Origin of the sequence: Nonomuraea fuscirosea, assembly GCF_035917475.1 — a bacterium.
Lineage (GTDB): Bacteria > Actinomycetota > Actinomycetes > Streptosporangiales > Streptosporangiaceae > Nonomuraea > Nonomuraea fuscirosea.
Genome location: NZ_CP109074.1, coordinates 6,627,765 through 6,647,939 on the forward strand (window position 1 = coordinate 6,627,765; position 20,175 = coordinate 6,647,939).

The window sequence follows — 20,175 nt, forward strand, 5'->3', positions numbered from 1 at the left end:
CGGGGCAGGCGTGACAATGTGCCGGTGGAGACCAGTGAACGACGGCCGTGGTGGCGGTGTGTGCTCGACCTGTACAGCCCGCTGAACGAGGACGGCTCGGCCCGGGACACGCCCGAGCGGAGCAGCGACGGAGCTCCGCGGCCGTCCCGCCGGGCGCTCGCCGCCGATGTGGTGGTCGCGATCGCCCTGACGGTCCTCGCGGTGACCGCTGCGGCGCAGTATCCAGCGATCGGAGCCGCCGCACAGCAGCCCGGAGTGATCGAGAGCCTGCGGCTCCGGGCCGGTCCAACACCACCTCCCCGCGTCCTGCCCCAGAGCCCGTCAGAGCTCTTCGCTCATCCACTCGTCCAGCTTCCATCCCACGAGGCGCCCGCATTCCTCGTGGCGCTGACGGCGTTGCCGCTGGCAGTGAGGCGCCGGTACCCGCTCATCGTCTTCTGGGTGGTGCTGGTGGCGGCGCGCGCCACACACGCGGACGCGACTTGGATCACAGTCCTGACGTGCACGATCGCCGCGTACGGTGCCATCGTCCACAGCCGCAACCGGGTCCTGGCGATGGGTGGCCTGCTGCTCGCGGGCGGGCTTCTCGGCGCCGGTTTCGGGGACATCGCGCCCGCGCTGCCCGGCTGGATGGGCCCGTTCTTCGCCCTGCTGAGCGTCGGCGTGCTCGGAAACTTCGTCCGCTTCTGGCGGCGCCGGCTCGCCGAGATGCGACAGGAGCAGGCGGACGCCATGCGCCGGGCCGTCGCGGAGGAACGCTCCCGGATCGCCGCCGAGCTCCACGATGTGGTGACCCACAATGTCAATGTGATGGTGATCCAGGCCGGCGCCGCCCGCAGCGTGATGGACGCGGAGCCGGAACAGTCGAAACAGGCGCTGCTCGCCATCGAGTCCGGCGGCCGGGCCGCCATGGCCGAGCTGCGCCATGTCATGGGCCTGCTGGCCGGCCCGGGCGGCGAACGCCTCGACGGGCCTGCCGACGGGCTCGAACCCCAACCCGGGCTCGACCAGCTCGACGCCCTGGTGGAACGGGTCCGCGCCGCCGGAGTGCCGGTGGACGTCGCGGTGTCGCCGTCCGGGCCGCTGCCCCCCGGGATCGACCTCGCCGCCTACCGCGTCGTACAGGAAGCCCTCACCAACACGATCAAGCACGCGCCCGGGGCTGCCGCGTCCGTGAAGATCGGCCATGGCGGCGGCTGGCTGGAGATCGAGGTGGCCGACACCGGCGGTACACGCAGAGCCGAGCCCCGGACCGGTGGCGGGAGGGGGCTGCTCGGGTTGCGTGAGCGACTCGCCGTCTACGGCGGAACCCTCGACGCCGGACGGACGGCCGAGGGCGGATTCCGGATCAAGGCCCGCCTCCCGTGGAGGACCGCATGACCGAGCCCTTGCGCGCCGTCATCGCCGACGACCAGGCACTGGTCCGTACGGGATTCCGCATGATCCTCACCGCCAACGGCATCGACGTGGCGGCCGAGGCCGCCAACGGGGACGAAGCCGTCGCCGCGGTCCGCCGGACCAGGCCCGACGTCGTGCTCATGGACATCCGGATGCCGCAGATGGACGGCCTCGAAGCCACCCGGCGGATCCTCACGGGCGGCAATGAGGACACCCGCGTGCTGATCCTGACCACCTATGACCTCGACCACTACGTCTACGCTGCGCTCACCGCGGGCGCGAGCGGGTTCCTGCTCAAGGACGTCTCACCCGAGCACCTGGTGGCCGCGGTACGTCTGGTGCGCTCCGGTGACGCTCTGCTCGCACCCACCATCACCCGCCGCCTGGTCGAGCGTTTCGCCCGCCGCGACAACGTGAAGCCCACCCTCCACCGCGACTTGTCGGCCCTGACGCCTCGGGAGCTGGACGTGCTGCGTCTGCTCGCCACCGGCCTGAGCAACGCCGAACTCGCCGGCCAGTTGTCGCTCAGCGTGGCCACGGTGAAGACACACGTCGCCAGCATCCTGTCCAAGCTCGGCCTGCGCGATCGTGTCCAAGCCGTGGTGGTCGCCTACGAGACCGGCCTGGTCTCTCCCGGCGGCCCCGGATGACGAGAGACGGACTGTGGCTGCAGGGTGTCTCATGAATGATCGGTTTCGCACAAGATCAGCGCCGGCCAGAGAAGCGCCGCCACCGGCGCGAGGGTCGTCATCGGCTCCGCCGCCCAGCATCGGTCGAACGCGCCCTCGCCGAACTCCCCGACAACGCCGCCGGCCTCACTGCCGACGCCTCCTCCCCCGAGGACCTCGCGCGGTTCTTCGACCAGATCGGGCCGTTCGACCGCTTCGCCTACACCACCGCGGAGAACCTCACCTCCGTCCCTCTGGCTGGGTACACCGCCGAACTACCGGTAGGTCAGCCACTTCGGCATCTTGAACCACCCGCTCAGGGATGCTGACGTGCGGCCCGGTTCCCTCCCACACGCAGGAGGCCGCCGGGCATCCGGATGAAGTGGATCGCCAGCAGCATCAGCCAGAGCCAGCCGATGCCGACCGTCAGGCGCTGGATCAGGCCGCCGACTTCGACCAGACCATTCACCTGGAGAGAGGCCGCGACGAACAGGACGAACCCGATGGAGAACAGGATTCCGCTGAGTGCCGAATACCGTGCCCATCGGCCTTCGCCCCAGCCCGCGAAGCGCCGAGCGAACACGAAGCAGGCGACGGCCAGCGCCAGGAACCCGACGAGGGAGATCTTGCCGTGCAGGTCGCCGTGGAGGGTGGGGGGCACGGTGAGTGCCGGGGTCCCCGGCGGATAGCCGCTGACCGGATCGTCCAGGAAGACGCCCGCCCCGATGAGCCCCGCTCCCCACAGGGCGACGAGCAGCGACCCCCAGGCCGGCTGCCGTCCGCGCTCTCGCAGCGCGCCGGGCAGGGCCAGCGCGAAGACGATCACGAGCACCCCGGCCAGAAGGAAATTGGCCTGCTGTATCCAGCCGAGCCTGCTGCCCAGTTCCAGCGAACTGCCCGCATGACGGATCGGGTCATAGCCGTCGCGGACGGCTCCCTGGATGAGGAGAACGAGCATGAACAGCGGTCCGGCGACCACACCGCACAGCAAACCGATCTGTTTGAGCATGACGTGCCTCCAGGAAGCCGACGATGACGCGATGTCTGTCAGTTTCACTTGACAGAAGGATCGTGTCAAGACAAACTGACAGACATGGGGGTCGAAAACCTGACGCAGCGCATCGAAGCACACGACCCGGCCCTCGGCCTGCGAGTCGTGGGAGTGCTGCACCCACTGGCCGAACAGGTGAAGACCGCAGCCGGCACCCACGCCCGGCGACAGGGACGATCATGAGAGCAGATCGGTGACGCGCTGGGCAGGTCGCGGCAGTCCGCGCATGCCCGGCATGGGAAGTGAGGACACCGTGTTCGAACAGTTCACCGGCAGCCCCTTCGTGGTCGTCGTCACCGCCGCCCGGGAGGAGGCGCGTCGAGGGGGCGCCAAACGCATGGGGACCGAGCACCTGCTGCTCGGCCTGCTCCACGAGACCGGCTCGGACTCTGTACGAGCCCTTCAGGTCGATCTGGACGCCGCCTACGCAGCCTTGGAGGCGCTGGACCGTGAGGCCCTGCGGGCCATCGGCATCGACCTCGGAGACCTCGTCACCGATCTAGGAGTGCCCTCCCGCAAGTACCCGCCGATGACCTCCACCGCCCAGGCCGTACTGACGAAGGCCGTCAAGGCCGCGAAGGCCAGGACCCGCGACATCGACACCAGGCATCTGCTGCGCGCGCTGCTGGAGTTGAAACGTCCCGACCCGGCGGCGGAGCTGCTGGCGCGGCTGGGCGTGGATCACGCGGCCGTATCGCAACGCCTCGCGCGGGACGGCTCCTGACCGCACGCCATCCCAGGCAGGGGGTGACGTGCAGGTGAAAGCGGGGATGACGGGCCGGCCACGCCTCGATCGCCGACGTCTTGTGAGTGCCGTAGCTGCAGATCAGGTGGACGTCCAGGCCGGCCGGCATCGTCTTGTCGATGGTGGCCGGGAACTTCTTGAACTCGGCGACGCGGTCGCCGGTTAGTTAGTTGGTGCAGATGGCTGGGCGAGAACGGATGGACATGCGCCAGCCGGTCACCGGCTTGCCCAGCGCCTCATCGGCCGGCCGAGTTCCATGGAGTTGCCTCACACGCGAACGGCATGAGGGACCTGGTCGTCACGACACCATCGCCGGGGTTGTCGTTCACGAATTTCGTCGCGACGATCTTGGCCGGGGCGATGCCCTGTTCCACCCAGCGAACGATCGGGGTCAGCTTGTCGAAGGTGTTCGGGCCGGGCCCCCCGCTGCAATGGGTCATGCCGGGCACCAGGAACAGCCGCGCGAACGTGCCGGTCTCGTGTGCGCGGCCACCGGAGGTCGTACGGACCACCTGGCGGAAGTAGTCGATGGTGTCGTAGGCGGACACGACCGGGTCAGCCCAGCCTGTGTACATGAGGAGCTTGCCGCCGCTGCGGCGGAAGGGGCGCAGGTCAGGATTGGTGGCGTCGATGATCGGCCCCAGCTTGTTCTGGGCGTGGCGCAGATCGCGGTGGTAGTCGAAGTCCCACCAGTCCCAGTGGGGGTCGTTGAACACCCAGTAGCGCCAGAAGTTGGCGCGGGCGGGTTCGGTGGTGCCCCAATAACCGCTCCACCCCGAGCGGACCCTGCCGGTCGCGTCCACCACGGCGGCCTCGCTGCCGATGGGCCAGCCGGGATAGATCTGCTTGCCGGTGCGCGGGTCGCGGGCTCCGGCGTACATCGTCCGCAGAGCCTTGACCTGACGTGCGGTCAGGCAGGTGGGGGCATCAGCGGAACGGCACCGCAGCGAGGCGGGGTCGAAGGTGCACCGGCTCGGGTCGGTGAGGAATGCCTCGGTGGGCCGGCCGCCGTCTTTGCCCCGGCACTGCTCGACCGCGGCCTTGGTGAGCAGCGGCAGCTTCGCGGCGGGGATGATCGGCTCGGTGTCGTCACCGGGGATGTGGTTGCGGAGGAACTGCCACAGGAAGCCGGCGTTGAGGGCGACGCGGTTGTTGCCGGGGGCACCGGCCACGATGCCGTCGAAGTCGTCCGGGTAGCGCTGGGCCTCCATCAGCGCCTGGTGGCCGCCGGTGGAGCAGCCGATGAAGTAGGAGTAGCGGGGCTTGGCCCCGGTGTAGGCCTCGACGACGAGTTTGGCGTTGACGATCGTCTCGTGAACAGCCCGGTGTCCCCAGTCCACGATGATTTCCGGATTGGCCGCCCCTTGGATGAACACCTCGGGGTCGTTGCCGGTGTGACCGGTGTCGGTACCGACCGTGGCATACCCGGCCGCCAGGGTGGGGCCGCCCATGGACGCGAAATCGATGGCGGAGTCGTAGCCTCCGTTGCCGTACATCAGGAGCCGCTGGTTCCACTGCTGGGGTATCCACACCTCGAAGCCGATGGTGGAGGCGGGCACCGGCTTGGCGATGCCGTGGACGCGGCAGAAGCCCGGCACGGATGGCAGCGCGCGCCCGTCGGGCGCGGTGTAGTCACCGGCGGGGATCGTCTCGGCGACGGTGATCGTGGTGTGCGGCAACGAGATGCCGGTCAGGTCCTCGCACGCCCTGCTTTCTGCATCGGCGTCCGTGCTCATGCCGGCCGTACCACCGGTGCCGTCCGCGGGACTGGTGAAGCGTGCTGCGGCGTTCGCCGGGATGCTCAGCACCATGAGGGTCGAGGCCACGACCGCGGTCAGGAATCCGTACAGGCGGCTCACGGGGTCTCCTTCCAAGTGGTGAGGACGATGTCAGTACCGCCGCGGCCGATACGCACGTCGACCGAGCCTTCGGGGGCGTCGGAGTCGATCTCGGGGTAGTCGTCGCTGGAGACGATGATGCGCAGACTGTGCCCGGCGGCCAGCCGGTAGTGAGTCGGCCAGGTGCGGATCCGCAGGTCGTAGGTCTTACCAGGGCGGACAGGGACGGCATGGTCGTGCCCGAAGCGGTGGCTGGCCTTGAGCCAGCCCTGGGTGATGCGGACGGCCATGCCGTCGGGGGCGACATCCTCGGCCACGACGGCGAGGTTGCCGTCGGTGGCGCTGAAGGCGGCCCGCACCGTCGCGGTGATCTCGCCGGTCAGCACGAGATCCGACTGGTAGGGCCGCGTATGGAAGGTCAGGCGCTCGTCCGGAGCGGCGGGCGCCTGGTCGGTGTTGACGGTGAAGCGGCGACTGGCCGGCTCGCCGGCGTCGGCGGTCAGCCCGCCATCGCCGCCGAGCCGGAGCCGTTCCTGTCGGGCGCCGCGCGGGGGCCAGGTGGACAAGCGCTTCCACCCGGTACCGGCGCCAGGGCCGGGGATCTCGTAGGAGGTGACCTTGGCGGCGGGCAGCGGGGCGTCGCGTCGTCCGGAGAGCCAGCGGTCCCACCAGGCGAGATAGGGCCCGTTGCCGATATCGGCGGGCTGTCCGGCCGGCCAGCCGTGCTGCCAGGGGCCGGCGACGAGCCAGACGTTGCCGCGGCGGGCCTGGAAATTCTCCACCATGGCCGCGCGGTAGCGGTCGTACCAGCCGGCGATCTGCAGGACCGGGATGTCGAGGTCCTTCCAGCGGGCCTTGACGCTGCGTTCGCGCCAGTAATCGTCGTAGAGCGGGTGCTGGGCGTAGGTCGTCAGGGTGTCGGGGGCGGTGGAGCGCTGCCAGTCGCGGATCCTGGCCGAGTAGATGCCGCCGCGGTAGATGGTGTTCTCATACCAGTCGCTGATGCCGTCCACGGGGATGATCGCGGCCAGGTGGGGCGGCTTGTTGACCGCGACGAGCAGGGAGGAGTGCCCGCCGTAGCTGACGCCCATCTGCCCGACCTTGCCGGTGGACCAGGGTTGGGCGGCCAGCCATTCGATGAGGTCGTAGTTGTCGCGCTGCTCCTGGGCGCTGAACGGGTCGAGGTGGCCGGGCGAGCCGCCGGAGCCGCGGGCGTTGCAGACGGCGGCGTTGTAGCCGCGGGCGACGAAGTAGGCGGCCGCCCGGCCGAGGCTGTCGAGCTGGTCATAGGCGGTGTAGTCGTACACGATCACCGGGAAGCGGCCGTCGGCGGCGGGCCGGTGCAAGTCGCAGGCCAGGTGGCTGCCGTCGCGCAGCGGGACCTGGACACGCTCGGTGCGCACCTCGTAGGCGGCTGGCCGGTCGTAGGTGAAGAAGGGGTCGGTCGCTTCGCCGGTACGCACCTCGTGCGTGGCCGGCTGGTCGTGGGTGAGGGAGGGGCCGATCTGCGCGGCCGCCGGGGTGTGTGCTGCCAGCGGCAGGGTTAACGCGGTGGACAGGGCGGCGAGGATCCGGCCGTACGTCACGAACACAGACTCTCCTTCAGAACGAGATGGCGCCGGTCAGGAGCGCGACGACGGTCATGACGGCGGTGGTGGCGAACGCCCAGCCGAAGATGAAGCGCTGGTGCTGGCCGAGCTGTACGCCGCTCATGCCGACGAGGATGAACGTGGCGGCGGTGAGCGGGCTGAGCGGGAAGCCGGTGGTCATCTGGCCGAGGATGGCCGCCCTGGCGATCTCGGCCGAGTCGATGCCGAAGCCGCTCGCGGTCTGGGCCAGCACGGGCAGTACGCCGAAGTAGTAGGCGTCGGGGGTGAAGACGAGGCTGAGCGGCATACTGGTGATCGCCACGAGCAGCGGCAGGTGACCGCCGAAGGAGTCGGGGATGATCCCGACGAACGCGGTGGCCATCTCGTTGATCATCTTGGTTCCGTTGAGGATGCCGGTGAAGACGCCTGCCGCGAAGATCATGGTGGTGACCAGGACGACGCTCCTGGCGTGCTTGTCGAGCAGCGCCTGCTGCTTGTCCCAGGTGGGCAGATTGACCACGGCGGCGATGGCGAAGCCGAGCACGAACAGCACCGGCAGCGGCATGACCTGCAACACCAGCGCGGTGAGCAGCACGATGGTGAGCACGAGGTTGAAGAGGATCAGAGCTCGGCTCTTGCGCTCGCGCTCCGGGGCCGAAGACGCGCTCGGCCCGTCACCGCGGACCTGCCCGGCCTGCGCTTCGGCAGGCTCGGCAGGCAGGGTCAGGGTGCCCAGGCGGCGGCGTTCGCGCAGCCCGATCAGGTAGGAGGCCACCAGCACCCAGGCGATGCCGGCGGCCATGGCGGGCAGCACCGGGGTGAACACCTGGGAGCTGTCGAGCTTCAACACCGCCATCGCGCGGGCGGTGGGGCCGCCCCAGGGGACCATGTTCATCACGCCCGCGCCGAGGCAGACGGCGCCGGTGAGCACCAGAGGGCTCATGTTCAGCCGCTTGTAGACGGGCAACAGGGCCGAGACGGTGATGAGGAAGGTGGAGGCGCCGTCGCCGTCGAGGGCCACGCACATGGTGAGGACCACGGTGCCGACGGTGATGCGCAGCGGGTCGTCCTTGGCCAGGCGCAGGATGCCGCGGATCAGCGGGTCGAACAGGCCGCTGTCGATCATCAGGCTGAAGTACAGGACCGCGAACGCGATCATGATTCCGGTGGGGGCGACCTTGCCCAGCCCTTCCAGGATCATCGGACCCATGCCCGCGGCGAACCCGCCGACGAGCGCGGTGACGACGGGGACCAGGATGAGCGCGGTCAGGACCGAGACACGCCTGGTCATGGTCAGCACCAGGAACAGGCCAATGGTGAGAAAGCCTAGGGTCGCGATCATCGGGGTCCTTTCGGCGGGAGGTTACGGGCAAGTTTCCGAGCACCGGCGTTTCACGTCCACCATCAAAAGTGGATTTATCGATGCGGTATGCGCAACAGTGGGTGCCGTGGACGCCAGCCTGCGGCAGCTCGCCGCTTATGTCGCCGTGGCCAGAGCCGCCGGTTTCACCGCCGCGGCGGCGCAGATGCGTGTCTCCCAGTCGACGTTGAGCCGCGCCGTGTCCGATCTGGAGCGCGTCCTCGGCGTCCAACTGCTGGAACGCGACACCCGCAACGTACAGCTCACCGCGGCCGGCCAGGAGACCCTGCGGGTTGCCGAGCAGATCGTCGAGGCCCACCGGTCGGGAATGAAACAGTTGGGGCGCTACCTGCTCGGCGAGTCCGGCATCGTCGCCATGGCCACCCTCCCGTCGGTCGCGGCCGTGCTGCTGCCCCGGATGATCTCCACCTTCCGGGGCCGTCGGCCGGACGTGAGCGTGCGCATCATGGACGGTCTGGAACAGGCGGTGCTCGGCAAGGTGCTCAACGGCGACGCCGACTTCGCCGTCACGACCGTCGGCGCGGCCTCCGACCGGCTCGAGCACCGCCCGCTCATCCGTGACCGCTTCCGCGCCGTATTGCCGGAAAGTCATCCGCTGGCTGACCGTGAGGAGGTCACCTGGCAGGACCTGGCCGCCGAGCCGTTCCTGGCCGTCGGCCCCGAATCCAGCGTGCGCCGGCTCACCGACGCGGCCTTCGAGCAGGCCGGGGCCGTGGCTCCGCCTGCGGCGGAGGCCGGCAACGTGGCGACGGTGGGCGGATTGGTCGCCGCCGGGCTCGGCGTCTCCGCGATGCCCGCCCTCGTGCTTCCCCTGCTGGGGCCCGGGCACGTCGTGCATCGCGAACTGGTCGCCCCGGTGGTCGAACGGCGTCTGGACATCGTGGTGCGGGCCCGGCGTGCCCTGCCTCCTGCCGCCACCGCGTTCCTCGACCTGCTGCAGGAGGCGCGCGCCGAGGGACGAGAGGTGCCGGCCGGCGCCGCCTGGATCACCGACTGATGCAGCAAGTGCATGAATATATCCATCTATCCTGCTGGACCCGCATTTCTCTCTCCGTGCACGATGAAGCTCCGTCAACCAGGGCGAAGGAGTTCATGCGTGGCCTTTGAACAGCGCGGGCAGTTGCGCGGATTGAAGGTGGTGGAGTTCGCCCACGTGGTCGCCGGGCCGCTGGCCGGCTCCATGCTCGCCGATCAGGGCGCAGACGTCGTCCACGTCGAACCGCCCGGTTCCGGTGACGCCGCCCGCTCGATGGGGCCGACCCGCGACGGAACACCGTTGTGGTTCAAGGTGGCCGGCCGCAACAAGCGCTCCGTCACCCTGGACCTGCACGACCCGGACGGCCGCCAGGTCGCCCACCGGCTGGTGGCCTGGGCGGATGTCGTGATCGTCACGCTGCGCCCCGGGCGCCTGCGCGCGTGGGAACTCGACTGGAAGGCCGTACACCGCATCAACCCCCAAGCCGTCCTCCTGCAGATCAGCGGCTTCGGAGCGCAGAACGACGCGCCGGGGTTCGGCAAGGTCGGCGAGGCCAGAAGCGGCGTGGTGCACCTGACCGGATTCCCGGACGGGCCGCCCGTCCACACCGGCTTCTCCCACGGAGACGCGGTGACCGGGCTGATGGGCGCCTATGCTGTGCTGGCCGCGCTGCACCGCCGCGCCCACGACCCCGAATTCGACGGGGAGTGGATCGACATGGCCCTGTTCGAGCCGCTGTTTCGGCTGGTGGAGTGGCAGATCATCACCCATGATCAGCTTGGCGCCATCCCCGGCAGATCGGGCAACCAGCTCGCCGTCGCCCCCGCGGCGGTGATCAACACCTACCTGTCGGGCGACGGCGACTGGATCACCGTCACCTCCGCCACCCTGCGCTCGGTGCTGAACGTCGTCCGGCTTCTCGGCCTGCCCGAGGACGACTTCGCCACCACCCGGCAACAACTCGCCGGCAAGGAGCAGCTCGACCAGGCACTGAGCACGTGGGTGGCAGAACGCGGCACCGCCGAATGCCTACGCGCGTTCGAGGCAGCCGACGTGGTCGCCTCGCGTGTGTTCACTGCCGAGGACATCCTCACCGACCCCGTCTACGCCGAACGCGGCGACATCGTCACGGTCGACGACGCCGACCTCGGCCCCGTACGCATGCAGGCCGTTATCCCACACTTCCATCAGGCGCCGGGACACATCTGGCGCACCGGGCCCGCGCTCGGCCAGGACAACGACCTGGTCTACCGCCAGTGGCTCGAGCTCGACGTCGACGACCTGGAGAAGCGCGGTGTCATCTGACCGGCCGCCGCTGCGGTCGCTGCTGTTCGTGCCGGGCAATCGTACGGACTGGCTGCTCAAGGCGGCGGCCGCCGGCGCCGACGCGGCCATCCTCGACCTGGAGGATGCCGTCCCGCCGGCCGGGAAATCGGCCGCCCGCGCCCAGGTGGCCGAGGCCGTCGCCACGTGGACCGGTGACATGGCGCTCTTCGTCCGGATCAACCCCCTCGACGGCTGGGCAGCGGCCGAGGACCTGCGCGCCGTCACCCACAGCCGCCTGCACGGGGTGGTCCTGCCCAAGGTGGGCGAACCCGCCGACGTGCTGCTGGCCGACCGGATGCTGACCTGGTGCGAGCGCGAGCACGGCCTTACCGAGGGCCGCATCGCCCTGGTGCCGCTACTGGAGAGCGCCCTGGCGCTGCGCGCCGCCTACGACATCGCCACGGCCTCGCCCCGGGCGGCCTATCTGGGCGCCGTCACCGGCAAGGGCGGCGACGTCGAGCGGGCCATCGGCTACCGCTGGACCCCTTCCGGCACCGAGACCCTGGCCCTGCGCTCGCGCGTGCTGCTGGACGTCCGCGCCGCCGGTGCGCCTTGTCCTGTCGCCGGGCTGTGGACCACCATCGGCGACCTCGACGGCCTGCGCGCCTTCGCCGAGCAGAACCGCTCCCTCGGCTACGAGGGCATGATGGCCATCCACCCCTCCCATATCCCCGTCATCAACGAGGCGTTCTCACCCGGTCCCGAGGACCTGGCCCGGTACGCGCGGCTGATCGCCACAGTCGAGGAAGCTCAGGCTCGCGGAGCAGGAGCGATCACCTTCGAAGGCGAAATGGTGGACGAAGCCATGGCGGCCAGAGCTCGCGCGGCCCTGCACAGAGCGCGGTACCGGTGACGACTCGTCATCGTTGCTGACTCGGTCCCCTCTCCACGACCTTGACCTGGTGGACGCCCTCGGATGGCAGTCCGCGCACCTGGTCGGCACCTCACCGGGCGGGATGATCGCCCAGACCCTCGCCATCCGGCACCCCACCCGACGTGTCCGAGATCGGCTTCACCTCCCTGGCAGAGGCGGCGTAGCACTCCATCTTGATCTCGCTCGCACCAGGATGGCGGCGAACCTGTCGGCGTTGGCCTGGTGGATCGTAGGTATGTCTTGTGGCAGATGTGGCGGGAGATCGACGTGCCTAGTCTGTGAGGTCATCCGCGGCGCTCGCCGCACCATCCTGTCGGAGGATTCGATGACCTGGCCACGATCGGTCTTGCTTGCCTTGCCCCTCATGATGACGGTGGGAGCGTACGCTCCGGCCGCCTCCGCCTCGTCCAGCGGGGCGCCGGCGCCACCCCTGACCTGGTCGGCCTGCGGGGGGAAGATCTCAGCCGAGCTGCAGTGCGCCACGTTGACCGTTCCCATCGACTGGTCGAAGCCCGACGGGAAGACGATCACCCTCACCGTGGGCCGGGCGCCGGCGACCGGCGCGGCCGCGGGGACCGTCTTGTTCAACCCTGGAGGTCCTGGCGGCGCCGGCGTTCAGGAGTTGTCCCGGGCGCTGCCCCACTTCGCCGGTCTGCGTACCCGGATGAACGTCGTCACGTGGAACCCGCGTGGCGGGGTGAGCGGTGAGCACATCCCGCTGGCGTCTTGCGCGGCCGGTCCCGCGTTCGCCACGCCGGACAGCCGGCGCGAGTACGACCAGGCGCTCAAGGCGAACGCCGCCGGGATCGCTCCCTGCCGGGACGCCGTGCCTGAGTTGTTCGCCCACCTGGACTCGGCCACCCAGGCGCGTGACATGGACGCCATCCGCGCCGGCCTGGGTGAGGAGAAGATCTCCTTCTTCGGAAACAGCTACGGCGGTGTGCTCGGGGCCTCCTACGCGCGGCTGTTCCCGCAGCGGCTTCGCGCGATGGCGGTGGACAGCGTGCCCGACCATGTGGACCCGTTCGCGGAGTCGGAGCGACTGCAATATGAGGGCTTGGAGGCGGGGTTCAAGCGGTTCGTCCGTTGGTGCGCCGGATCCTCCGACTGCGCGCTGCGCGGGACCGGTGTGGAGAAGACCTGGCAGGCCGTCGTGCGGCGGGCCGAGCGTCGTCCCCTGCCCGGTGCCGCGGCCGCCGGTGGGCGCCGCTACGACGGTGACGACCTGAAGTTCCTGGCCTACGGCCTGGTCGACAACACGGCGGACTGGCCCGTGCTGGCCAAGGCCATCGCGGGCGCCGCCAAGGGCGACGCGTCCGGTTTTGACCCGCAGGGCCGCGGCATGCCGCCGCGGGTGACAGCCATGCTCGCGGTGAACTGCGCCGACGGATTCCGTTACGACGGCTACCACGCCTACCGTGCGGCGGTGCGGCGCTCGGTCAAGATGTCGCCGAACTTCTCCGGCATGCGGGAGAACGCTTGGCTCGCCTGCTCGCCGTGGGCGGCCGAGGCCGTCAACCCTCCGGCGCCGCTGCCGGCCCGCAAGCTGCCGCCGCTGCTCGGCGTCGGCCCGGTCTATGAGTACCCCTCTGTCCGCGCCGTCACCGACCAGGTCCCCGGGTCGGTGACGGTGAAGTACGACGGCATCGGTCATGGCCGGTACCTGAACGCCGGAGACCCCTGCGTGATCGGCCACGTGGACCGGTACCTGATCGACGGCAAGCTGCCCGCACCCGGCACCACATGCCCCGCGTGGCCGGCGTGATACTGGTCGCGTGAGACGATCAGCGGCGTTCCGCCCCTTTCTGGTCGGCGTCTGGCGGCGTATGCCGTTCATGGCCCGCGACGCCCTGCTCGCCTGCGTCGTGGCGATCACCGCGCTGACAGTCTCGGCCCTGGAGGGATGGTGGCGCGGTCAGGCTGCCGAAATCACCGATGTGGGCGCGGCGGCGGCGTGGGCGGCGCCGATCCTGGTCGCCTGCGCGCCACTGGCGCTGCGCAGGCGGCTGCCTCTGACGGCGGTGGTCGCGTCCGCGATGATGATGCTGGCGCTCGGCCTCGCGCTGGAGCGCGACGCCGGGATCTGGGTTCTGGGCCTGATCGTCGCCTCGGCGGCCTACCACCGCCATCGGCTGCGGTCGGTACTCCTGATCGGCTCGGTCGCCTGGGCGGTGGCGGTCGGCCTCGGGGGCAGATCCGTGCCGGACCTGGCCACCGTGTCCATCTACGCGGCGGCCGGCGCGGCGCCGGTCGCCGTCGGGTACGCGCTGCGGCTGCGGGCCGACCGCGCCGTGCAGGCGGCGCGGCTACAGCGCGCCCGGGAGGAGCAGGCACGCTCACAGGAGGCCGCGCGGATTGCCAGGGAGGTTCATGACGTCGTCGGGCATCACCTCAGCGCGATCAGGCTCCAGGCGGTCGGCGCCCGGCGGGCGCTGGCCGGTCACGACTGCGAGGCCGACCGCGCGCTGGCCGGGATCGCCGATCTGTCGGCCGAGGCTTTGGTCGAGATCCGGGCCCTGCTCGAGACCTTGGTGCGATCGGACCGCGAGGATCACGCTCGCAGCGCAGGCCTCGCCGACCTGCCCGCGCTGGCGGAACGCAGCGGCGGGCCGGAACTGGCCGTCGCCCTGGAGGTCGACCCTCGCCTCGGCAGCACCGTCCACCCCGAGACAGCGGCCTGCGCCTACCGGATCGTGCAGGAGGCGCTGACCAATGTGGCGCGACACTCCACGGCCGCCCTGGCCTCGGTCACGGTCCGTGCGGTGAGCAACCGGGTCGTCGTCACCATCGACGACCCAGGCCCACCCCGGCCGCCGGCCGGCGGCGAACCGGCCGACGACGGCGTCCTGAACGGTGAGCGCCGCGGCGGGCAGGGACTGGCGGGCATGCGTGAGCGGGTGGCGGCGCTCGGAGGGCACTGCCACACCGGCCCGCACGGCAGGGCGGGCTGGCGGGTGCACGCCAGCCTGCCCGTGCTCCCCCAGCATGCGCGTGACGAGCACGGATCGGCGGTGACGGCCGGCGGCGCAGAACCCGGCCCTTCCACGATGTCCTCTGCGCACAGTGATCCGGCCCGGCAGGTGGTCCCGTGATCCGGCTACTGATCGCCGACGACCAGCAGCTCGCGCGCGAGGGTCTACGGCAGTTGCTCAGCCATGAGCCCGACATCGCCTTCCTCGGTGCCGCGCGCGACGGGGCCGAGCTGATCAGCATGGCGGGCGAGCACCAGCCGGACGTGATCCTCACCGACCTCCGGATGCCGGGCACGGACGGGATCACGGCGATTCGGCGGCTGACGGCGCGGGCGCCGGATAGGCCGATCATCGCGCTGACCACGTTCGACACCGACGAATACCTCTTCGGGGCACTCGAAGCGGGCGCCGTGGGCTTCCTGCTCAAGGACGGCGACCCCGACCTCTATCGGGCAGCGATACGCGCGGCCCACCGAGGTCAGGGACTGATCGACCCGCAGGTCACCCGCAGGCTCGTGCGCCGCTTCGCCACCCCACCGGTGCGAGGCCATGGCCCGGAGCTGACGATCCGGGAAACGGAGGTCCTCCGCCTGGTCGCCCTGGGCCGATCCAACGCCGAGATCGCCGCCGAGCTGCGCATCGCCGCCGGCACGGTCAAGATCCACGTGTCGCGTGTCCTGTCCAAGATCGGCGTGCGCACTCGTGTCCAAGCCGCGATCCATGCCTACCGCTCAGGATTGGTGTCCTCGGATGAGGAGAAGTGAAGCCCCATCGGCATCCACGCACCTGCCTGAGCCGGCTGGTGACGGCGTCCATCGACCGCTACGGCCACGTCGTGCTGTGCCGGGACATGTCGAAGCTGTCGCGCTGCGGCAGGAAGTGCCAGGAGGCCCAGGAGCTCGCGGGGTGAGCGGCACACGGCCTGGGCGGAAGGTATTTTCGCCATGCGCACTCCCCGAAAGCTTGTCTGCGTACAAGAATAGATTTCATGGAGGTCGTCGGCGACGGAATGATTGCCCGGGCTTTCGTCAATTCAGGGATGCGGATGGATGTGGTGGTGTTCGCCGCCGGGGTGTCGCGGTCGACCACCACCGAAGCGACGGAGTTCGGCCGGGAAGCCGATCTGCTCCATGAGGCGATAGGCGATGCCCGAGCCGGGCGGCGCCGGCTCCTCTACTTCTCCACCGCGTCGGCGCATCTTTACGGGAACGGCGACGGGTCGCCCCGTTCGGAAGAGGACCCGGTTCACCCCACCACCGCGTACGGGCGCCACAAGGTGGCGATGGAGGAAATGATCAGGACCTCCGGGGTGAACCATCTCATCCTCCGGGTGACGGAGGTCGTCGGGCCGCACCAGCGGCGGCACCAACTGCTGCCCGCGCTGTTCTGCCAGGTGAACGAGGGTGAGGTGACCGTCTACCGGGGCGCGCGCCGCGATCTCATCGACGTCGCGGACCTCGTGACCATCGCCGCTGAACTCCTTTGCGGCGACCTCCGTCACGCGACGGTCAATATCGCCTCAGGCCATCCGGTGACCGCCGATGAAATCGTCTCCCATCTGCTGGAGATATCCGGCCGGGCCGCCACCAAGGTCTACGTGGACATCCCGGCCAACGACTACAACGTGTCGACGAAGAGAATGGCACGGCACGCGCCCTCGTCGGCCCGGATGGGTTTCTCGCCGACCTACTATCGAAACGTCATCGACCGCTATTACCGTTGCTGAGGGAATTCAGGCGTGCGCGGCCGCGTGAATGCCGTAGAGATCCGCGTACATGCCGTTCCGGGTGAGCAGTTCGTCATGTCTGCCGGACTCCACCAGCTTTCCCGCGGCCATCACGAGAATGAGGTCGGCGTCGGCCACGGTGGAGAAACGGTGGGAGACGATGACGCTGATCGCTCCGTTCAGGGCCGCGAGTTCGCGGGAACGCCGCGCGTAGCGGGTGAAGATGGCGTGCTCGCTCGGAGCGTCCAGGGAGGCGGTGGGCTCGTCCAGGACGAACAGCAGGGGGCGCGGCCGTGCGCCCGAGCGGGCCAGCGCCACCTTCTGCCACTGGCCCTCCGACAGCTCGATCCCGCCGAAACGGCGGCCGAGCTCGGTTGCGGGACCGTCGGGCAGGCGGGAGACCAGCGCCTCGGCGTCGGCGTCGCGCACCGTGGAGTTCAGGTCGCCGCGGGCGCCCATCATGACGGAGTCCTCGAAGGTGGTGCAGTAGCGGCCGAAGTCCTGGAAGGCGGCGCTCATCGAGGCCCGCCAGCCGGCGGTGTCCAGGGCCGACAGCTCCACGTCGTCGACGAGAATGCTGCCCGAGTCCGGGGCGTACATCTTCGCCAGCAGCTTGACCAGCGTGGTCTTGCCGGAACCGTACTCGCCGACCACCGCGACCACCGCTCCGGCGGGCAGGTGCACGGACAGGTCCTCCAGGACGGGCTCGGTGGTTCCCGGGTAGGTGAAGGACACGTTCCGCAGCTCGATCCCGCGCCGCAGCCGGGCGGGCGGGGCCGCGTCGGCGGGGTCGCGGTGCGTCCGGGCGTACTCCATGAGCCACAGGTAGGGCCGCAGCAGCCGGCGGTACCCGCCGACCTGCATCGATCGGTGCAGCGCGTGCTCGACCACATTGCGGAACTGGACGCCCATGGACACGGCCAGGATGATGTCTCCCGGCCGCCCCGCCGCGGTGACCAGGAAGATCGCCAGGGTGAACCCGCCGCCGAAGACCAGCCAGCCCGCCGACGACCAGCCGGCGGCGATCAGGGAGGCGCGGGCGCGGGAGCGCGTCACCCGTTCCCAGGCTTCGGCCTGCAGCTTGAGCGCCTGCGCCGCGGCGCCGTAGACGCGCAGCTCCTTCAGGGCGGCCGGGTTCACGCAGATGTCGTCGTACAGCTCCCGGTGCAGGCGCAGGTCCTCGGCCGAGGCCAGGTCCTCTTCGGCGATCTTCTTGCGGCCCAGCCGTTCCATGGCCAGCTGTACGGCCGCGCACGGCAGCAGCGCCAGCAGCCAGGGGTTCACTCCGCCGAGCACCGCGAGCGCCACCAGCAGCCCGATCGTGGCGGAGATGGCCTGAAGGACCGCCCACGCCCAGTCCACCACCGCGCCGGACTGGCCGCGCAACGTGGTGACCCGGTCCAGGAACTCCGGGTCCTCCAGGTGCCGCACCTGCGGCAGCTCCGCGCAGGCGCGCAGGATCCGGGGTTCGACCTCGGTGAGGCTGATCCGCTCCACCAGGTGGATGGTCCGCAAGTAGGCGATGTGCTCGACGCCGAGGTTGAGGGTGAGCACCAGCGCGGCGCCCAGCGCCGCCACCAGTATCGCGGTGACGGTGCCCGCCTGGGTGGCCTCCACCAGCGCGCGCAGCGTGAGCCCCACCGCCGCGAACATGACCGTCGAGACCACGTGCCAGCCGATCAGGAAGGCGGTCGACCCGGGATGGCGCCGCAGGCACAGCGCGATCAGCTCGCGCCACAGGCGCGCGTACTCCCTCACGCGAGGTCTCCTTCGTCCAGCCGGTCCTCGTATCCCTGGCTGAAGCGCCGGGCTTGAAGCGTGTACATGGTGGCGTACTGCCCGCCCCCGGCCATGAGCTCCTCGTGCGTCCCGGACTCGGTGATCCGGCCGCCGTCGAGCAGCACGATCCGGTCCGCCTGCCGTACCGTCGAGAGGCGGTGCGAGATCAGCACCACGCTGATCTCCTCGGTGATGTCCGGCAGCCGCTGGAAGAGGTCGTGCTCGGTACGGACGTCCAGGTGGGCGGTGGGTTCGTCCAGCACCAGGATCCTGGCGCCCCGGCGGGTGGCGTAGAGGGCGCGGGCGAGCGCGACCTGCTGCCACTGCCCGCCCGACAGGTCCACCCCCGCGGTACGGCTGCGCGACAGCGGCGTGTCGTACCCGCCGGGCAGCCGGCTCACCACGGGGGCCAGCCCGGCGTCCCGGACGACGCCCGTGAGCAGGTCGGGGTCGTCGGCTCCGAGGGCGATGTTGTCGCGCAGGGAGAGGGGGTATTTCAGGAAGTCCTGGAACACCACGCTCAGCCGGGACTGCCAGCCGGGGATGTCGGCGATGTCCGTCCCGTCGGCGAGGATCCTGCCCGCGTCGGGCCGGTACAGCCCGGCCAGGAGCTTGGTCAGCGTCGACTTGCCCGCGCCGTTGAGCCCGACCAGCGCCAGCGACTCCCCCGGCCTGATCTCCAGGTCGACGCCGTTGAGCACCGGCCGGCCCGGATAGCTGAAGCACACGTTCTCGAAGCGCACCAGCGGCGGTGCGGCCGTGGCCGTCCCGGCGTGGGCGCGCAGCGGGAGCGGCGCGGGGTTGATCCGCTCCAGCTCGCCGGCGGCCCGCCTGACCGGCCGGGCTCCTTCGAGGGAGATCACGTCGTCGGTCCTGATGGCCACGCTGAACACCGACCAGGCCGCGGTCACCACGGCCACCTCCAGCGCGATGGTGCCCTGGCCGGCCGCCGTGCCGAGGGCCACCCAGGTGAAGGCCACGGTGCATCCGGCCAGCGGGAGGAGCAGCGCCAGCCACAGCCCGCGCAGCACCCGCCGGTCGTCCTCCCACACGGGGTCCACGTGGGTGCGCATGTCACGCGTGTAGTGCCCGAGCAGCCATTCGCCCGCTCCGAAGACGCGCAGTTCCCGGCCTGCCGCCGGCGTGGTGGCGATCTCGCCCCAGTACTTCCACCGCCGGTGGTACAGGACTCCTTCCACCCAGATCCGGAAATGCCGGACCCACTGGCGGCCGTGCACCGTGCGGAAGAAGACCGCCGGGATGACCGTCGCCGGCACCAGCCACCACGACCACCAGGACAGCACCACCGAGGACGACACCAGCGCGACGGCGTGGCCCACCAGCTCCAGCTGGCTCACGGCGCCGTCGCCCGAGGTCCTGTCGACCCAGTCCCGCGGCTCCGCCGTGGTGGTCTTCACCCGGTCCTGGACGTCCTGCCGCTCGGCCACGTCCACAGTCGGCACGCCCATCACCAGGGCGGCGATCCGCGTACGGTGCGCGCCGTCGATGCGGTCGGCCGCCAGCCGTCCCACGGGGAACCGGAAGGCCAGCGCCAGCTGCCCGGCCAATACCACGCCGCTCATGAGCAGCACCGGCGCGAGCGCGGATCGGCCGTCCGCCGCCACCAGCTCCTGAACGGCGATCGCGATGCCCGCGGGCACCACCGCGTCGATGAGGACCATCGCGGTCAACGCGATGGTCACCGCCGGGCCCGCATGGCGGAAGAGCCCCAGCAGGTCCAGCCTTTCTCGCATGGGCATCCCTCAGGCAAGGCCGACGAAAACTTTCCATTCCCTCGCGAAATCTTGCGCAGCGTATGTCCGGTTCTGCGCATCGGTCAATACAGCTTCTA

The 20,175-nt window shown here is 70.2% G+C and carries 19 protein-coding genes; 13 read left to right on the top strand and 6 right to left on the bottom strand.

Annotated features, from left to right (window positions below):
• The first annotated feature begins 24 nt into the window (after nucleotides 1–24).
• From OIE67_RS30355 to OIE67_RS30365, 3 genes are read left to right on the top strand one after another with little or no spacing between them, the layout of a single operon-like run.
• Nucleotides 25–1,380: a sensor histidine kinase gene (locus OIE67_RS30355; RefSeq protein WP_326626830.1), complete on the top strand. Its 1,356-nt coding sequence runs from the start codon at nucleotides 25–27 to the stop codon at nucleotides 1,378–1,380.
• Nucleotides 1,377–2,048, top strand: coding sequence for a response regulator transcription factor (locus tag OIE67_RS30360; RefSeq protein WP_326626833.1), 672 nt, complete (start codon nucleotides 1,377–1,379; stop codon nucleotides 2,046–2,048). The genes OIE67_RS30355 and OIE67_RS30360 overlap by 4 nt, the downstream gene beginning before the upstream one ends.
• 35 nt (nucleotides 2,049–2,083) lie before the next feature.
• A complete protein-coding gene (locus OIE67_RS30365) occupies nucleotides 2,084–2,395 on the top strand; it encodes a hypothetical protein (RefSeq protein WP_326626834.1) in 312 nt (103 codons plus the stop codon).
• On the opposite strand, the gene OIE67_RS30370 is transcribed toward OIE67_RS30365, so the two are convergent.
• Nucleotides 2,383–3,075 (bottom strand): DUF998 domain-containing protein, encoded by a 693-nt coding sequence (locus OIE67_RS30370; protein WP_326626836.1) that lies wholly within the window; start codon nucleotides 3,073–3,075, stop codon nucleotides 2,383–2,385. The two genes, OIE67_RS30365 and OIE67_RS30370, sit on opposite strands and share 13 nt — an antisense overlap.
• Nucleotides 3,076–3,159: 84 nt before the next feature.
• Here OIE67_RS30370 and OIE67_RS30375 point away from each other — a divergent pair, with 84 nt between their 5' ends.
• On the top strand, nucleotides 3,160–3,300 hold the full coding sequence (locus OIE67_RS30375) for a hypothetical protein (RefSeq protein ID WP_326626839.1): 141 nt from the start codon (nucleotides 3,160–3,162) through the stop codon (nucleotides 3,298–3,300).
• A 70-nt stretch (nucleotides 3,301–3,370) separates the two neighbouring features.
• On the top strand, nucleotides 3,371–3,841 hold the full coding sequence (locus OIE67_RS30380) for a Clp protease N-terminal domain-containing protein (RefSeq protein ID WP_219912206.1): 471 nt from the start codon (nucleotides 3,371–3,373) through the stop codon (nucleotides 3,839–3,841).
• A gap of 257 nt (nucleotides 3,842–4,098) precedes the next feature.
• On the opposite strand, the gene OIE67_RS30385 is transcribed toward OIE67_RS30380, so the two are convergent.
• From OIE67_RS30385 to OIE67_RS30395, 3 genes are read right to left on the bottom strand one after another with little or no spacing between them, the layout of a single operon-like run.
• A complete protein-coding gene (locus OIE67_RS30385; protein ID WP_326626843.1) occupies nucleotides 4,099–5,721 on the bottom strand; it encodes a tannase/feruloyl esterase family alpha/beta hydrolase in 1,623 nt (540 codons plus the stop codon).
• Nucleotides 5,718–7,292 (bottom strand): CocE/NonD family hydrolase, encoded by a 1,575-nt coding sequence (locus OIE67_RS30390; protein ID WP_326626845.1) that lies wholly within the window; start codon nucleotides 7,290–7,292, stop codon nucleotides 5,718–5,720. The genes OIE67_RS30385 and OIE67_RS30390 overlap by 4 nt, the downstream gene beginning before the upstream one ends.
• Nucleotides 7,293–7,302: 10 nt before the next feature.
• The gene (locus tag OIE67_RS30395; RefSeq protein ID WP_326626847.1) at nucleotides 7,303–8,631 is read right to left on the bottom strand and encodes a CitMHS family transporter; all 1,329 of its coding nucleotides are present in this window, start codon (nucleotides 8,629–8,631) and stop codon (nucleotides 7,303–7,305) included.
• Between the two features lie 106 nt (nucleotides 8,632–8,737).
• Between OIE67_RS30395 and OIE67_RS30400 the strand changes: the two genes are divergently transcribed.
• From OIE67_RS30400 to OIE67_RS30435, 8 genes are all read left to right on the top strand, one after another.
• Nucleotides 8,738–9,667 carry a LysR family transcriptional regulator gene (locus OIE67_RS30400; RefSeq protein ID WP_326626849.1) on the top strand — a complete coding sequence of 310 codons (930 nt, stop codon included), beginning with the start codon at nucleotides 8,738–8,740 and terminating at the stop codon, nucleotides 9,665–9,667.
• A 99-nt stretch (nucleotides 9,668–9,766) separates the two neighbouring features.
• Nucleotides 9,767–10,951 (top strand): CaiB/BaiF CoA transferase family protein, encoded by a 1,185-nt coding sequence (locus OIE67_RS30405; RefSeq protein WP_326626851.1) that lies wholly within the window; start codon nucleotides 9,767–9,769, stop codon nucleotides 10,949–10,951.
• Nucleotides 10,941–11,825 (top strand): HpcH/HpaI aldolase/citrate lyase family protein, encoded by an 885-nt coding sequence (locus OIE67_RS30410; RefSeq protein ID WP_326626853.1) that lies wholly within the window; start codon nucleotides 10,941–10,943, stop codon nucleotides 11,823–11,825. Before OIE67_RS30405 ends, OIE67_RS30410 begins: the two co-directional genes overlap by 11 nt.
• A gap of 385 nt (nucleotides 11,826–12,210) precedes the next feature.
• Complete coding sequence (locus OIE67_RS30415) at nucleotides 12,211–13,611, top strand: alpha/beta fold hydrolase (protein WP_326626855.1); 1,401 nt, start codon at nucleotides 12,211–12,213, stop codon at nucleotides 13,609–13,611.
• A 10-nt stretch (nucleotides 13,612–13,621) separates the two neighbouring features.
• A complete protein-coding gene (locus OIE67_RS30420; RefSeq protein ID WP_326626857.1) occupies nucleotides 13,622–14,938 on the top strand; it encodes a sensor histidine kinase in 1,317 nt (438 codons plus the stop codon).
• Complete coding sequence (locus OIE67_RS30425; RefSeq protein WP_326626859.1) at nucleotides 14,935–15,582, top strand: response regulator transcription factor; 648 nt, start codon at nucleotides 14,935–14,937, stop codon at nucleotides 15,580–15,582. The genes OIE67_RS30420 and OIE67_RS30425 overlap by 4 nt, the downstream gene beginning before the upstream one ends.
• Nucleotides 15,579–15,728, top strand: coding sequence for a hypothetical protein (locus tag OIE67_RS30430; RefSeq protein ID WP_326626861.1), 150 nt, complete (start codon nucleotides 15,579–15,581; stop codon nucleotides 15,726–15,728). The genes OIE67_RS30425 and OIE67_RS30430 overlap by 4 nt, the downstream gene beginning before the upstream one ends.
• A gap of 78 nt (nucleotides 15,729–15,806) precedes the next feature.
• Nucleotides 15,807–16,544, top strand: coding sequence for an NAD-dependent epimerase/dehydratase family protein (locus tag OIE67_RS30435; RefSeq protein WP_326626863.1), 738 nt, complete (start codon nucleotides 15,807–15,809; stop codon nucleotides 16,542–16,544).
• A 6-nt stretch (nucleotides 16,545–16,550) separates the two neighbouring features.
• On the opposite strand, the gene OIE67_RS30440 is transcribed toward OIE67_RS30435, so the two are convergent.
• A complete protein-coding gene (locus OIE67_RS30440) occupies nucleotides 16,551–18,302 on the bottom strand; it encodes an ABC transporter ATP-binding protein (RefSeq protein ID WP_326626865.1) in 1,752 nt (583 codons plus the stop codon).
• A complete protein-coding gene (locus OIE67_RS30445; protein WP_326626867.1) occupies nucleotides 18,299–20,077 on the bottom strand; it encodes an ABC transporter ATP-binding protein in 1,779 nt (592 codons plus the stop codon). The genes OIE67_RS30440 and OIE67_RS30445 overlap by 4 nt, the downstream gene beginning before the upstream one ends.
• Nucleotides 20,078–20,175 lie beyond the last annotated feature (98 nt).

Excerpts from the sequence above, each read along its gene's own strand:
- OIE67_RS30445 (WP_326626867.1), bottom strand. The coding sequence starts at position 20,077 with ATGCGAGAAAGGCTGGACCTGCTGGGGCTCTTCCGCCATGCGGGCCCG.
- OIE67_RS30370 (WP_326626836.1), bottom strand. The coding sequence starts at position 3,075 with ATGCTCAAACAGATCGGTTTGCTGTGCGGTGTGGTCGCCGGACCGCTG.
- OIE67_RS30365 (WP_326626834.1), top strand. The coding sequence starts at position 2,084 with ATGATCGGTTTCGCACAAGATCAGCGCCGGCCAGAGAAGCGCCGCCAC.
- OIE67_RS30395 (WP_326626847.1), bottom strand. The coding sequence starts at position 8,631 with ATGATCGCGACCCTAGGCTTTCTCACCATTGGCCTGTTCCTGGTGCTG.
- OIE67_RS30435 (WP_326626863.1), top strand. The coding sequence starts at position 15,807 with ATGGAGGTCGTCGGCGACGGAATGATTGCCCGGGCTTTCGTCAATTCA.
- OIE67_RS30360 (WP_326626833.1), top strand. The coding sequence starts at position 1,377 with ATGACCGAGCCCTTGCGCGCCGTCATCGCCGACGACCAGGCACTGGTC.
- OIE67_RS30415 (WP_326626855.1), top strand. The coding sequence starts at position 12,211 with ATGATGACGGTGGGAGCGTACGCTCCGGCCGCCTCCGCCTCGTCCAGC.
- OIE67_RS30375 (WP_326626839.1), top strand. The coding sequence starts at position 3,160 with ATGGGGGTCGAAAACCTGACGCAGCGCATCGAAGCACACGACCCGGCC.